The sequence below is a fragment of the Streptomyces xanthochromogenes genome, from assembly GCF_014650455.1.
GTDB classification, from domain to species: Bacteria; Actinomycetota; Actinomycetes; order Streptomycetales; family Streptomycetaceae; genus Streptomyces; species Streptomyces xanthochromogenes.
Window position 1 is genome coordinate 65,018 of sequence record NZ_BMUZ01000015.1, and the last position, 13,518, is coordinate 78,535.

Below are 13,518 nucleotides of genomic sequence, written 5' to 3' on the forward strand. Positions count from 1 at the left end.
CCGACGCGGGCGGCGGACAGGAAACAGGCGGGGCGGGTGCTCGTGATGAGCACCCGCCCCGCCGTCGTTCGCACGGAGTGCTACTGCGTGACCTTCCCGATGAGCACGCTGCCGGTGCCCGCCGCGGTGCCGCGCTCGTTCACGAGCTGCACGGTGCCGAAGAACTGACGTCCCTCGGGAGCCGCGCCCGCCACGACGACGTCCGCCGCCACCTGCGCGGAGGCGCCGCCCGCCAGCTTGACGGTCTTGGTGTCGTCGACCTTGACGGTGCCGAGCGAGGGCGCGAAGTACACGTCCTTGTAGGCGTACGTCGTCGACCCGGCCGGGACCGCGTAGCCCGCGACCTGGATCGTGTACGTGCCCGCGGCCGGCTTGACCAGGCTGACCGACTCGTTGGAGCTGCTCGTCGTCGACTGGGCGACGGCCTTGCCGCTCTGGTCGAGGACGTACAGGTCGAGGTCGGCGCCCGCGTCCGAGGTGTTGCCGATGGAGACGTCCAGGTGCTCGACGCCCGCGCCGATGGTGACCGTGCTGGTCTGGGTCTCACCGGCCTTGATGGTGCCGGTGGCGACCTTCGCGGAGCCGAGCGAGCCGCCCTTGAGCTTGCCCTCGATGCCGGCGAAGTTGTTGGTCACCTTCCACTGCACCGGGGCCGGCGTGCCGATCTTCGCCTCCGGCACCGTCTGGGTGGCCGGGTCGAAGGAGACACCGAGCACCGAGGCGTCCAGCTTGAACGAGTTGTCCAGGTACGGCGACGTACGGCGCGCCTCGACCTCGATCTCCCAGACACCGGCCTGCGGGTTCGCGTACGAACGCAGGTCGGGGCGGCAGGTGTTGGCCGGGTTGTCGTAGTTCGGGTAGCAGTTCGGCGTGCCCGTCGGGTCCACCGCCACACCGTAGGGGTGGATCGAGATGAAGCGGGTCTGGCTGCCCGAGCGCAGCGCGCCCATGCGGACTTCCAGGCTCTGCGCGCCCGCCGGGACGGTCACGAAGTACGACTTGGTCGAGTTGCGCTGGATCGTCGAGGACGCCGAGAAGGTGTAGCCGGGGCCCGCGATCGGGGTCGCGACGACGACCGTGGCCATGATCTGCTGGTCCACGCCGACCGTCTTGGGGTCGTCGACCTGGAGGATCGCGCTGTGCACGCCGCCGGACTTCGGCTGCGCCTGCACCTTGACGGTGACGGGCCTGCCGAGCGGCAGGCTCACCTCCTTGTCGCCGAGCACCTTGAACGTGCCGTCGTCGTTCTTCAGCGACAGCTTGTGCTTGACGTTCTTGTCCGGGCCCGTGGTGCGGGTGACCGTGACGTCGTACGTCTTCTTCTGCCCGGCCTTCAGACCGCTCTCGCGGTCGTAGATGCCGGTGCCCACGTTCGGGGTCTTCAGGGCGAAGCCGAGCGCGCTGGAGACCGGCGCGGTGACCGTGTACTCGTGTGCGGGGGCGTGCTTCTTCGCGGTCTCCTTGATCGCGTCCCAGGCGCCCACGATGTTGATGAGACCGGCGCCCTCGGCGTACGACTGGGTGCCCTTGATGTGCTTGGCCGTCGAGGTCAGCGCGGTGCGCAGATCGGCCGGCGGCAGGTCGATGCCCTGCTGCTTGGCGGCCGAGACGAGCAGCGCCGAGGCGCCGGCGGCCTGCGGGGAGGCCATCGAGGTGCCCTGGAGCATCGAGTAGCCGGCCGGCAGGCTGTAGCCCGCCTCCTTGACCGGGCTGCCGGGCAGCCAGGTCTGGGTGGAGTTGATGGCCGCGCCCGGGGCGCTCAGGGTCGGCGTGAAGCCGCCGTCCTCGCGCGGGCCGCGCGAGGAGAACGGCATCATCTGGTAGTCCGTGGAGACGCCGGAGCCGTAGTTGGCGGCCCAGGTCTCCTTGGAGATGCTCGCGCCGACGGAGATGACGTGGTCGGCGAGGCCGGGGTCACCGATGGTGTTGACGCCCGGGCCGTCGTTGCCGGCCGAGATGACCAGCTGGACGCCGTAGCTGTCGATGAGGCGCTTGTAGAGCTCGGCGCGCGCGTTGTTGCCGTCGTTGAGCGCCGGCAGACCGCCGATCGACATGTTCACGATGTCGACGTGGCGGTTGGTGACGAGGTCGATCATGCCCTCGGTCAGCGCGATGTTGGTGCAGCCGCCGTCCCAGTTGCAGGCGCGCGAGGAGACGATCTTCGCGCCGGGCGCGGCACCGCTCATCTTGCCGCCGAACAGGCCGTTCGCGGAGGTGATGCCCGCGACGTGGGTGCCGTGCTCGGACTCGATGACGCCGATGTTGACGTAGTCCGAGGTGTGGCCCGCCGCGTCGTAGACGACGTTCTTGCGGATCTCCACGGTGAACGGCACCCGCTCGACGACGTCGGTCGCCGGGTTGTCGGTACCGAAGTAGCCGACCTGGTAGCCGTCCTTGTACGGCTTCATCGGGGCGTCGTCCGAGAAGTCGTTGTTGTTGTTCAGGTCCACCCGGACCGTGCCGGCGACCGGGTCGTAGAGCACGCCCCAGCTGTCGGTGGTGTCGCCGTCGCGGTTCAGGTCGCCGGCCGCATCGCCGCCCTTGGTGACCTTCTCGGCGAAGGTGGAGAAGTCGTAGGAGCCCTCCGGGGCCTTCCACGTCCTGCCCCCGGCCGTGAACGTCGGCCCGGAGACGGCGGTGTTGGCGCGCAGCCAGGTGCCGTCGTTGTCCTGCACCGGGTCGGTCGCGGTGACCCAGTCGACGATCTTGCGCTCACCGGTGGTGGTCTTCTGGAGCGCCGGGTGACCGAGGTCGACGCCGGAGTCCAGGATGCCGATGGTGACCCCGCGGCCGTCCGCCTTGGGGTGCTGCTTCACGAAGTCGACCGCACCCGTCTCGAAGTTCGGGTTGTACGGGTTCTTCGCGGGAGTGTTCTTGTCCGGCGCGGGGTAGCTGCCCGAGGTGCGCAGCTGCTTGGCGGACTTCGTGGTGTCGCCCGACGGGGTCGGGTCGTCCAGCTGAATGTCCTGCTTGAGGTCGATGCCGTGCACCGAGGGCAGCTTCGCGGCGGCCTTCAGGGCGGCCTCGGCCTTGGCCGTCGGCAGGGTCGCGCGGACGTAGCCGAGCTTGTCGTCCTGCTTGCCCACGGTCGCCCCCGCGACCGCGTGCAGCTGCTCGGCGACGTCGGACGTGGCGCCCGGGGCGGTCGCCACCATCACGGTGACGCTCTTCTCGCCCTTGGCCTGCGCCTCGGCGAGACGCTGCTCGTCGGCCTTGCCGAGCTTGTCCTCGGCGGTCTTGGCCGGAGCGGTCTTCACCGGGGGCGCGGTCGTCGGGTCGTTGCCGCCGGTGGCGGCGAAGGCCGGTGCGGCGCCCGCCGTGACGAGCGCGGCCACCAGGCCGGCCGCCGCCGCTATTCGGGCCGTGCGTCTCGCCCCGGGTATGGGGCGCGGGGATTCAGTGGTCATTCAGCATCCCTGTGGTGTGGGTAAAGGTCCGGACTCGTGAACGGTTCGAAATTCGGTACCGGATGACCGCTGAGCATTGCGTATATGACTGTTGTTTGTGGAGAGTTGACCGTTACGTGATGTGAACATGGCGCTTTTCCGCCACCGCGCCCGATCCGCCAGGCCGATCCGGCACGGTTGCCCCCCAGAGGGCGGCGCCCGCGCACGCCGACCCGTAATCTCACCAAATGAACACGGAGTTGCGGGTGGCGGCCTACGCCGTATGCGTACGGGAAACCGGCGGCGTCCAGGAGATCCTTCTGGCCCGCTGGGTGGCCCGGGACGGCGCCAAGCGGTGGACGCTGCCGGGCGGCGGCATGGACCACGGCGAGGACCCCCTCGACACCGTGGTGCGCGAACTCGACGAGGAGACCGGATACGAGGTCGAACCGGTCCGGCTGCTCGGCATCGACTCCATCAACCGGCGCTATCCGCGCAAGCTCGGCCGGTTCGCCGACTTCCAGGGGCTGCGCATCGTCTACGAGGGCCGGGTCACCGGAGGCGAACTGCGCCACGAGACCAACGGCTCCACCGACCTGGCCGCCTGGCATCCCCTGCACGCGGTGGCCGATCTGGAACGGGTCGAACTCGTCGACGTGGGGCTTGAGTTGTGGCGCAGCCGGCCCGAGAACGGCAAGGCGTACCGGGCGCACCCGGCCGCCGACTGAGCCGCCCCCGCTTGTTCCTTCCGGTCGCGGGCGGCAGGCCGTTCCCCTCCTGAAGGCCCGCCGTCCGCGCCCGGCGTCAGCGGGGGAGGACCACCACATAGGCGGCCGGCTCCCGTTCGGTGGACGCCATCAGTGCCGTCCGCACCACGGCCGCCTGCTGCTCCAGCGACTCGCGCAACTTCTTCGGCGTGATGTGCACGACGGTGATCCCGAGCCGTTCGAGGGCATCGCGCTTGCGGGCGCACTCGGAGAACAGCGCGGCGTCGTCCTGCCGGGGCGCCCGGGTGTCCAGCTCCACCGCCACCGCCTGCTCCGGCCAGTACGCGTCGAGGCCGCCCAGGTGCGGGCCGCCCGGCAGGCGCAGGTCCACGTTCCACAGCGGGTCCGGCAGGCCGAACCCCCGCACCATCGCGTAGAGCCGCTCCTCGGCGATCGAGCGTCCCTCGGCGAGCAGCGCGTCCACCGCGTCCACCACATGGGCCCGGGTGAGCAGCCGCGCCTGGGTCAACTCCGCCACGATCGCGGCCGGTTCGGTGTGGCCGCAGCGCACGGCCTCGGTGAGCAGGCGGCGCACCGCCTCGGCGTCGTCCAGGACCGCGACCGCGTCCGCGAGCGCCCGCGGCACCGGCGCCACCGGCACCCCCGCGATCATCTCCGCGCCCGGCATCGCGACCGCGCGCACCAGCTGGACGAAGCCCGTGGAGCGCAGCCGCCGGGTGCGCGGCACCAGGACGTCGATCCGGTCGAGCGAGAGCAGCGGGGGAGCGGCGGAGAACCGGTGCAGGGCGAGCGCCGCGAGTCCGGTGACGACGGCCTGCGGCGGCTCGTCGTGGGCCTGGCCCTGTGCCGGGATGGCCTTGGCGCGCCCGGTGGCCGGCCACCCCGCGTACAGCAGCGCCGCGTGCAGCCGCTCCTCGCTGGTGGTCGGGCCCGGATGCAGCACGTACACGCCCGGAAGCAGCTGCTGCCAGGGGCCGCCGGGCCGGCACTGGGCGGCGGTGCGTGCGGCCGAAACCCCGTGCGCGCGCAGCTGGTTGGCGGAGAGCACCCGCCGCTGCACCTCGGTGAGGTGGCTCAGGGGGCGGGGGGAGAGCGGGGTGTTGTGGTTCATGCCGCAGGGTTTTCCGCAGCCGAAGGCTCCGCTAACCGCTGTTACACGCCCGTCGACAAACCCGGACAACCCCGTCCTAAAGTACGGGCGTTCGAGTGCCGATCAGGGGGCCCGTTCCCGGGCCCCCGATCGGGCCCGTTCCGGGGCCCCCGAATCGGCGTCAGCGGGTGGCGGCCGTCGCGTCGCAGGCCTGGCCGCGCAGGGTGCGGGCCAGGTCGTCGCGGGCTTCGAGCACCAGGCGGCGCAGGGCGGGAGCGGCGCCCTCGTGCGCGGCGAGCCACGCGTCCGTCGCGGCCAGCGTGGCCTCGTCGTTCTGGAGACCGGGGAAAAGACCCCTGACGACGTCCATGCCGATCTGGATCGAACGCTCGGCCCACACCCGCTCGATCGCCGCGAAGTACTTCGCGGCGTACGGGGCGGTCAGCTCGCGCTGCGACGGCTGGTTGAAGCCCGAAATCGTTGCCTCCACCAGGGCGTTGGACAGTGCGTCCGACTCCACGACCTGGGCCCAGGCCTGTGCCTTGACCGCCTCGGACGGCCGCGCCGCCAGGCAGCGCACGTGATGGCGCTTGCCGGAGGCGGTGTCGTCGCGGGTCAGCTCCGCGTCGATGACGCTCTCGTCGACGACGCCGTGCGAGGCCAGCGGTTCGAGCAGCGCCCAGCGCAGCTCCTGGTCCACGTCGAGGCCGTCGATCTTCGCGGTGCCCGCGAGCAGCCCCCGCAGGAGCTGGAAGTCCGCGTCGGTGGCGGCCGTCGCCGCGAAGAAGCGGGCCCAGGTCAGCTGGTGCTGGCTGCCCGGCTCGGCGAGCCGCAGCTCGCCCAGGGCGCCCTCGGCGAGCAGCCGGCCGCCCTCCTCGCGCCAGGCGGGAGCCGCGTAGTGCGTGACCGCCGACTGCGTCCAGGCGTGCAGCATCTGGAGCACACCGATGTCGGACTCGCGTCCGGCGTGGGCGAGGACGAGCGCGACGAAGTCGCGGGCGGGCATCAGCGCGTCCCGCGTCAGGTTCCACAGCGCCGACCAGCACAGGGCGCGCGCCAGCGGATCGCTGATGTCCCCGAGGTGGGCACGCAGGGTGGCCAGCGAGCCCTCGTCGAAGCGGATCTTGCAGTACGTCAGGTCGTCGTCGTTGACCAGGATCAGGTCGGGCCGCTCGGCCCCGGCGAGCTCGGTGACGACGGTCCGCGGACCCTCGACGTCGGCCTCGGCGCGGGCATAGCGCACCAGGGCGCCCGCCTCGCGGCGGTACAGGCCCACCGCGACCCGGTGCGGACGCAGCTCGGGGTGGGAGGCCGCCGCCTCCTGGAGCACGGCGAGCTCGGTGATGCGGTCTCCGGCGTCGTAAGTGGCAACCGGCGTGAGGGAGTTGACGCCTGCCGTCTGCAACCAGGAGCGCGACCAGGTCGCCATGTCGCGGCCGGACACCTCTTCGAGGACCGCCAGCAGGTCACCGAGGCGGGTGTTGCCGTAGGCGTGCCGCTTGAAGTAGCGCCGGGCGCCTTCGAGGAAGGCGTCCCGGCCGACGTAGGCGACGAGCTGCTTGAGCACCGAGGCGCCCTTGGCGTACGTGATCCCGTCGAAGTTGAGCTTGGCGTCCTCCAGGTCACGGATGTCGGCCGTGATCGGGTGGGTGGAGGGCAGCTGGTCGGCCCGGTAGGCCCACGACTTGCGGCTGTTGGCGAAGGTCACCCAGCTGTTGGTGAAGCGGGTCGCCTCGGCCTGCGAGAACGAGCCCATGAAGTCGGCGAAGGACTCCTTCAGCCACAGGTCGTCCCACCACACCATGGTGACCAGGTCGCCGAACCACATGTGGGCCATCTCGTGCAGGATGACGTTGGCCCGGCGCTCGTAGGAGGCCTGGGTCACCTTGCCGCGGTAGATGTACTCCTCGCGGAAGGTCACCAGGCCCGGGTTCTCCATCGCGCCCAGGTTGTACTCCGGCACGAACGCCTGGTCGTACTTCCCGAACGGGTAGGGGAAGTCGAAGTTGTCGTGGAAGAAGTCCAGGCCCTGCTTGGTGACCAGGAAGACGTCGTCCGCGTCGAAGTGCTTGGCGAGCCCCTTGCGGCACATCGCGCCGAGCGGGATCTCCAGCGTGCGGCCGTCGTCGAAGGTGCGCGTGTAGGAGTCGGTCACGTAGTGGTACGGGCCCGCGACCACGCAGGTGATGTACGTCGAGATCGGCTCGGTGGCGGCGAACCGCCACACGTCGCCCGCCCGTCGCCCGCCACCACCCTTGTTCGGAAGCGCTTCGCGCGCCCCTTCTTGTACCTGGCCGCCCGAGCCGTTGGACCACACCGTCCAGCCCTCGGGGGCCTGCGCCTCGAAGGTGAAGCGGGCCTTGAGGTCGGGCTGCTCGAAGTTGGCGAACACCCGGCGCGAGTCGGCCGGCTCGTACTGCGTGTAGAGGTAGACCTCGCCGTCCTCCGGGTCGACGAAGCGGTGCATGCCCTCGCCGGTCCTGCTGTACGCGCACTGCGCGTCGACGACGAGGACGTTGTCGGCCGCCAGGTCGTCCAGGGCGATCCGGCTGCCGTCGAAGACCCGGGCCACGTCCAGCGCGCGGCCGTTCAGGGTCACCGAGGTCACCGACGGGGCGATGAGATCGGCGAACGTCGAGGCGCCGGGGCGGGCCGAGCGGAAACGGATCGTGGTCAGGGACCGGAACGTGCGGGGCCCGGCCGGTGCCTCACCGACCGCGGACCGCAGGTCGAGAGAGACGTCGTAGCCCTCGACGGACAGCAGCTCGGCCCGCTCGCGGGCCTCGTCGCGGGACAGATTCTCACCGGGCACGGGCACTCCTTCGTGTCTCGTTCGAACGGACTCGATCCTCCCATGGCGCCGGAGCGTGGGCCGAGCGGGAAGCCGGCCGACTACTTCCGGCGTGTGCGGAATGCTTTGGGCCGCCTCCGGTGTTCGCCGGTAAAGACGCTTGTTTTCCGACGTTGTCCGCTGTCGCACGTGCCCCGAGGAGAGTCATGTCCGAGTCCGCCAAGACCCCCGTCGACTTCTGGTTCGACCCCCTGTGCCCCTGGGCCTGGATGACCTCGCGCTGGATGCTGGAGGTCGAGAAGGTCCGTGACGTCGAGGTGCGCTGGCACGTGATGAGCCTCGCGGTGCTCAACGAGGACCGCCTGGACGAGCTGCCCGCGGAGTACGCCGAGAACATGCGGCCCGGCGGCAAGGCCTGGGGCCCGGTCCGCGTGGTGGTCGCGGCCCGCGAGCTGCACGGCGACGAGGTCGTCGGCAAGCTGTACACCGCGCTCGGCACCCGCATCCACAACGAGGGCCTCGGCACGACTCCCGAGGCCGTCGCCGCGGCCCTCAAGGACGTGGGCCTGCCCGCCGACCTCATCGACTACGCGGACAAGGACACCTACGACGTCCAGCTGCGCGCCTCCCACCAGGAGGGCATCGAGAAGGTCGGCCAGGACGTCGGCACCCCCGTCATCGCGGTGCCGGGCGCCGACGGTGAGCAGATCGCCTTCTTCGGCCCCGTCGTCACCCCCGCCCCCCAGGGCGAGGCCGCGGCCAAGCTGTGGGACGGCACCCTGCTGGTCGCCGCCACCCCCGGCTTCTACGAGCTCAAGCGCAGCCGCACCAAGGGCCCCGACTTCAGCAACCTCTGACCGGCACCGGGCGCCCGCCACGTCTTGGGCGGGCGCCCTCCGCACAGGTTCTCAGGCGTGCAGGGCCGCCGTGCGCGGCAGCCTGCGGGCCACCTCGTCGGCGTCGTCGAAGTCGAAGTCCCACTCCGGGTCCAGGAGCGGGTAGTCGATGGTGAAGCAGTCCCCGGGCAGCTCCTGGCCCGTCGCCTTGAGATGGGCGTCCCAGGCGATCGCGAGGACCGGCTCGCACTCCAGCTCCTCCCAGGTGACGGCCGCCTCCCGCACCGCGGCGAGCCCGGCCAGGCTGTCGGGATCGGACACGGCGGCCTCGTACGCCTCGCGCCCCTGGGCTATGAGCCAGCCCCTGAAGTAGTCGAACCCGTCGTCCGAGCAGCCCCCGTTGATCGTGTACGCCGCCGCCCACAGCGGGGCCGTGTACGACCGTGACATCAGGTCCCACAGGACCTGCTGGGCGGCCCTGATCTCGCCGGCCGGGCGCTCCGCGAGCAGCGACGAGGCCCGCGCGGCGACCGCCTCGGCGTCCCCGCCGTGCGGCACCTGGGCGCGGGCGTCGTCGATCAACTGCCAGAGCTCTGCTGTGTCCATGTACCGAGCATGGCACCCGGCACTGACAACGCCCGCTGCCGTCGGTCCGGTTGAACGCGACCGGCCCCCGCGAGTCATGTCCTCGCGGGGGCCGGCCGGTCATTCCGCCTGCGGGTGAAGGTTGAGAAGACGATCACGAGCAGGACGACTTGAGCCCCAACTGGGCCCGCTGCTGCGGCAGTTGTGCTCCTGGGCTACGGGGCCAGGAGGAGGTTGTTCCCCGCCTGCTTGGCCGCGGCGTAACGCTTCGCCACGTCCTGCCAGTTGACGACCCGCCACATCGCCTCGATGAAGTCGACCTTCTGGTTCCGGTACTGGAGGTAGAAGGCGTGCTCCCAGGCGTCGAAGACCAGGATCGGGGTCGAGCCCTGGCCCACGTTGCCCTGGTGGTCGTAGATCTGCTCCACCACGAGGCGGCCGCTGATCGGCTCGTAGGCGAGGACGCCCCAGCCCGAACCCTGCGTCGTCGCCGAGGCCTTGGTCAGCTGGGCCTTGAACTTGGCGAACGAGCCGAAGGACTCGGCGATGGCGTCGGCCAGCTCGCCGGTGCCGTCCTTCTCCAACGGCTCACCGCCGCCGTCGCCGGTCATGTTGTGCCAGTAGATCGAGTGCAGGATGTGGCCGGAGAGGTGGAACGCGAGGTTCTTCTCCAGGCCGTTGATCGACCCCCAGGAGTCCTTGTCGCGCGCCTCCGCGAGCTGCTCCAGGGTGTCGTTCGCGCCCTTCACGTACGCCGCGTGGTGCTTGTCGTGGTGCAGCTCGATGATCTCCGGGCTGATGACGGGTTCGAGCGCCGCGTAGTCGTACGGAAGTTCAGGAAGCGTGTAAATGGCCATGTCCGAGCCCTCCGACTGCTCACTGCAAATGCTTATTGCAACTGATGTGCAAGTGCACGCTACCAGCAGCAATAGGGCTTCGCAGCTAAGGGTGACCTCAGCAAAAAGTCCTGCGTCCCTGGGCGTAGGGCCCGGGGACGCAGGACAGTTGAGTGGAGGAGGAGGGCGCCGTCAGGCGTCGACGGGGGTGCTCGTCGAGGTTCGCTGGCGGATGTAGCCGATGAGCGCGAGCAGCAGCGTGAGGCCGCCCGTGTAGTAGAGCTGGACCCGGGTGCCGTCCTCGCGGGCCATCAGGACGAAGACCGTCGCCATGCCGGCCAGGGCGATCCAGGTGAGCCACGGGTACAGCCACATCTTCACGACGAGCTTCTCCGGGGCCTCGCGCTCGATGCGGCGGCGCAGCAGCAACTGCGAGGCGGCGATGAAGAACCAGACGACCAGGATGATCGCGCCGATGGTGTTCAGGAGCCACTGGAAGATGTCGTCCGGACGCCAGTAGCTCAGCAGCACGCACACGAAGCCGAAGGCCGAGGACGTGAGCACCGCGACCCGCGGCACCCCGCCGGAGATCCGGCCGAGCATCTTGGGGCCCTGGCCGCGCGAGACCAGCGAGCCGGCCATGCGGGACGCACCGTAGATGTTCGCGTTCATCGCGGAGAGCAGCGCCACGAGAATGACCACGTTCATGATCTGGCTCGCCCCGGGGATGCCGAGGTGGTCCAGGGTCGCCACGTAGGGGCCCTTGGTGGCGATGTCCTTGGTGGTCCACGGCAGCAGCGTCACGACGACCGCCATCGAGCCCACGTAGAAGATCGCGATCCGCCACATCGCGGTGCGGACGGCCTTCGCCACGCCCTGGACGGGGTGTTCGGACTCGGCCGCCGCGATGGTGACCGTCTCCAGGCCGCCGTACGCGAAGACGGAGGCGAGCAGTCCGACGATGAGGCCCTCGCTGCCGTTGGGCATGAAGCCGCCCTGGCCGGTGAGGTTGGTCAGGCCCGGGGCGTCGGTGTCGGGCAGCACGCCGATGATCGCCAGTACGCCGATGACCAGGAAGGCCGTGATCGCGCCGATCTTCAGCGCGGCGAACCAGAACTCGAACTCGCCGAAGTTCTTCACGGCCGCCAGGTTGGTGCCGCAGAACAGCAGCATGAACACGGCGACCAGGGCCCACTCCGGGACCCCCGGCAGCCAGCCGTGCACGATGCCCGCCGCGCCGATGCCCTCCAGGCCCACGGCCACGCACAGCAGGAACCAGAAGGCCCAGCCCGCGGTGAATCCGGCCCAGGGCCCGATCGCCCGCTCGGCGTGCACCGAGAAGGAGCCGGACGCGGGGTTGGCCGCCGACATCTCGCCCAGCATGCGCATGACGAGCATGACCAGGGCGCCCGATATCGCATAGGCGAGGATGATCGAAGGGCCGGCCGCGGCGATCGCGGTGCCGGAGCCGACGAAGAGCCCGGCGCCGATGACGCCGCCGAGGGCGATCATCGACAGATGGCGCTGCTTGAGGCCGTGCGTCAGCGGCGAGTCGGTCTTCGGCCGGCTGTCGTCCGGCGCGGGCGCGGTTGTCCGAGACATGGGCATGCCCTGTTCAGTAGCTGATCCACCGGGTCGGCGGCGCGGAGCCCACAGTCTTAGGGCGGCCCCGCTCAGAGGGAACACCCGACCGCTATGCGGACACTCGACTCACACAGCGTGAAGGAACACGTGCGTTTTGTTTACGTGAATTTCACACGCGCCGCGTACGCCACTCCCGTACCCCTGCCACCAGGAGCACCACCGCCGTCGCCCCCGCCGACCACAGCACCTGCGGCCGGGCCGTGGCGTCGAACAGCATCAGGACGAGGACCGCGGCCATCGCGGCGAGCGCGACCCACGTGAGGAAGGGGAAGGCCCACATCTTCAAGGTCAGGGTCTCGGGTGCTTCGCGCTCGATGCGGCGGCGCAGCCGCAGCTGCGACAGGGCGATCAGCGCCCATACGAAGAGGAGCACCGCGCCGACCGCGTTGAGCATGTAGAGGAACACGGAGTCCGGCCACTTCAGGTTGAGCAGCACGGAGACGAACCCGAAGGCCACCGAGGCGAGCACCGCCCGGCGCGGCACCCCGCCGCCCGAGACCGTCAGGAGGCCCTTCGGCGCCTCGCCGCGTTCGGCGAGCGAGAAGATCATGCGCGAGGAGCCGTACAGGTTGGCGTTCAGGGCGGACAGCAGCGCCACGAACACCACGATGTTCATGATCTGTCCGGCCCCCGGGATGCCGATCGAGTCGAGGACCGCGACGTAGGGGCTCTGGCCCGGCTTCATCGACGTCCACGGCAGCAGCGTCACGATGACCAGCATCGAGCCCACGTAGAAGAAGAGGATGCGCCACACCGCGCTGCGCACCGCGCGCCCCACCGCGCGCACCGGGTCGTCGGACTCGGCGGCGGCGATCGTGACGACCTCCAGGCCGCCGAACGCGAAGATCACCGCGAGCACCCCGGAGACCACCCCGCTCCACCCGGCGGGCAGGAAACCGCCCTGGCCGGTCAGGTTGGCGAGGCCGACCGCCGAGGTGTCGGGCAGCACGCCGAAGACCGCGAGCAGCCCGAGCACCAGGAACGCCACGATCGCGAAGATCTTCAGGGCCGCGAACCAGAACTCGAACTCGCCGAAGTTCTTGACCGCGGCCAGGTTGGCGCCGGTGAACACCACCATGAAGATGAGCACCCAGGCCCACTGCGGCACCCCCGGCGCCCAGCCGTTCGCGATCTTCGCCGCGCCGGTCGCCTCCACGGCGAGCACCACGACGAGCAGGAACCAGTACAGCCAGCCCACGCTGAACCCGGCCCAGCGGCCGAGCGCCCGCTCCGCGTGCACGGAGAACGAGCCCGACGCGGGCATCGCCGCCGACATCTCGCCGAGCATCCGCATCACCAGCATCGCGATGGCGCCCGCGATCAGATACGAGACGACGATGCCGGGACCCGCCACTGCGATGCCTGCGCCCGACCCCACGAAGAGTCCCGCGCCGATCACCCCGCCGAGACCGAGCATGGTCAGATGGCGCTGCTTGAGGCCGTGCGAGAGGGGTTCGGCGGGCGGAGACTCGTGCATGGCGCTCGTAACTTTCGGTTTATGGGGAACCTACAGTCTCGCCGAGCCACGACCCCGGGCGCAAAAGGGATACCCGGGACGATCGACGTAGTGACGAGGGTCACCCCGGGCGAGGCATGAATCCCGTCCTTTGTCCGGACCCCAC

Annotated in this window: 9 protein-coding genes; 2 read left to right on the forward strand and 7 right to left on the reverse strand. The window is 70.3% G+C overall.

What is annotated here, in order from left to right:
• Positions 1–80: 80 nt before the first annotated feature.
• Positions 81–3,407 carry a S8 family serine peptidase gene (locus tag IE267_RS32850; RefSeq protein ID WP_167153136.1) on the reverse strand — a complete coding sequence of 1,109 codons (3,327 nt, stop codon included), beginning with the start codon at positions 3,405–3,407 and terminating at the stop codon, positions 81–83.
• Positions 3,408–3,634: 227 nt separating this feature from the next.
• Between IE267_RS32850 and IE267_RS32855 the strand changes: the two genes are divergently transcribed.
• Entirely contained in the window at positions 3,635–4,114 is a 480-nt protein-coding gene (locus tag IE267_RS32855) for an NUDIX hydrolase (RefSeq protein WP_167153137.1), read from the forward strand.
• A 76-nt stretch (positions 4,115–4,190) separates the two neighbouring features.
• On the opposite strand, the gene IE267_RS32860 is transcribed toward IE267_RS32855, so the two are convergent.
• Complete coding sequence (locus tag IE267_RS32860) at positions 4,191–5,225, reverse strand: hypothetical protein (protein ID WP_189765671.1); 1,035 nt, start codon at positions 5,223–5,225, stop codon at positions 4,191–4,193.
• 160 nt (positions 5,226–5,385) lie between these two features.
• Positions 5,386–8,016 carry an aminopeptidase N gene (gene pepN, locus IE267_RS32865; RefSeq protein ID WP_189765672.1) on the reverse strand — a complete coding sequence of 877 codons (2,631 nt, stop codon included), beginning with the start codon at positions 8,014–8,016 and terminating at the stop codon, positions 5,386–5,388.
• A gap of 185 nt (positions 8,017–8,201) precedes the next feature.
• Between pepN and IE267_RS32870 the strand changes: the two genes are divergently transcribed.
• Positions 8,202–8,852: a mycothiol-dependent nitroreductase Rv2466c family protein gene (locus IE267_RS32870; RefSeq protein ID WP_189765673.1), complete on the forward strand. Its 651-nt coding sequence runs from the start codon at positions 8,202–8,204 to the stop codon at positions 8,850–8,852.
• Between the two features lie 51 nt (positions 8,853–8,903).
• On the opposite strand, the gene IE267_RS32875 is transcribed toward IE267_RS32870, so the two are convergent.
• The 4 genes from IE267_RS32875 to IE267_RS32890 all read right to left on the reverse strand — a co-directional run bounded on the left by IE267_RS32875 (position 8,904) and on the right by IE267_RS32890 (position 13,373).
• Positions 8,904–9,437: a DUF4240 domain-containing protein gene (locus tag IE267_RS32875; protein WP_161249073.1), complete on the reverse strand. Its 534-nt coding sequence runs from the start codon at positions 9,435–9,437 to the stop codon at positions 8,904–8,906.
• Between the two features lie 194 nt (positions 9,438–9,631).
• Positions 9,632–10,273 (reverse strand): superoxide dismutase, encoded by a 642-nt coding sequence (locus IE267_RS32880; RefSeq protein ID WP_161249071.1) that lies wholly within the window; start codon positions 10,271–10,273, stop codon positions 9,632–9,634.
• 171 nt (positions 10,274–10,444) lie between these two features.
• Positions 10,445–11,854: an amino acid permease gene (locus IE267_RS32885; protein ID WP_167153146.1), complete on the reverse strand. Its 1,410-nt coding sequence runs from the start codon at positions 11,852–11,854 to the stop codon at positions 10,445–10,447.
• A gap of 151 nt (positions 11,855–12,005) precedes the next feature.
• Positions 12,006–13,373, reverse strand: a complete 1,368-nt coding sequence (locus IE267_RS32890) for an amino acid permease (RefSeq protein ID WP_167153149.1) — start codon at positions 13,371–13,373, stop codon at positions 12,006–12,008.
• Between the last annotated feature and the right edge of the window lie 145 nt (positions 13,374–13,518).